Below are 582 nucleotides of genomic sequence, written 5' to 3'. Positions count from 1 at the left end.
GCAAAGGCTTGGCGGCCGAGATCGTTCAGGCACTGAGCGAACAAGCCGTAACCGTGCCCGGCACGCAAGCCGCCACCATCGTTATGCCCCGTTTGGCCCAGCAGCTTGCGGCCTTGCGTCAGCAACGCGACGAGGTCGCTGCCGAAGTTGAACGACTGGTGCTTGCTCACCCTCTTTGGCCGGTCCTGACCAGCATGCCGGGAGTCGGCGCCAGGACCGCCGCCAGACTCCTAACCGAGGTTGCCCATAAGGTGTTCGCTTCAGCTGCACACCTAGCAGCCTACGCTGGCCTTGCCCCGGTCACCCGACGCTCCGGCTCATCGATACGCGGCGAACATCCATCCAGACGCGGCAACAAGGTACTCAAGCGTGCCTTGTTCCTATCCGCCTTCGCGGCCTTGCGGGACCCAGTCTCGCGGGCCTATTACTCGCGCAAGATCCAGCAAGGCAAGCGTCATAACCAAGCGCTCATCGCGCTCGCACGGCGACGCTGCGACGTCCTGTTCGCCATGCTGCGTGACGGCACCATTTACCAACCCAAGTCAGCCCCTAACGCTTGACGAAACACATAGGGGCACCCCC

At 63.2% G+C, this 582-nt stretch carries 1 pseudogene; it reads left to right on the top strand.

The window, feature by feature from the left end:
- Positions 1–560 (top strand): annotated as a pseudogene (locus DID99_RS36855) (IS110-like element ISBma3 family transposase); the annotation flags it as partial.
- Positions 561–582: the final 22 nt, after the last annotated feature.

This window comes from Burkholderia sp. Bp8986 (assembly GCF_003854225.1).
In the GTDB taxonomy this organism is placed as follows: Bacteria; Pseudomonadota; Gammaproteobacteria; order Burkholderiales; family Burkholderiaceae; genus Burkholderia.
The sequence above is the reverse complement of the archived record's forward strand: the minus strand, read 5'-3'. Positions and strand labels throughout refer to the sequence as shown.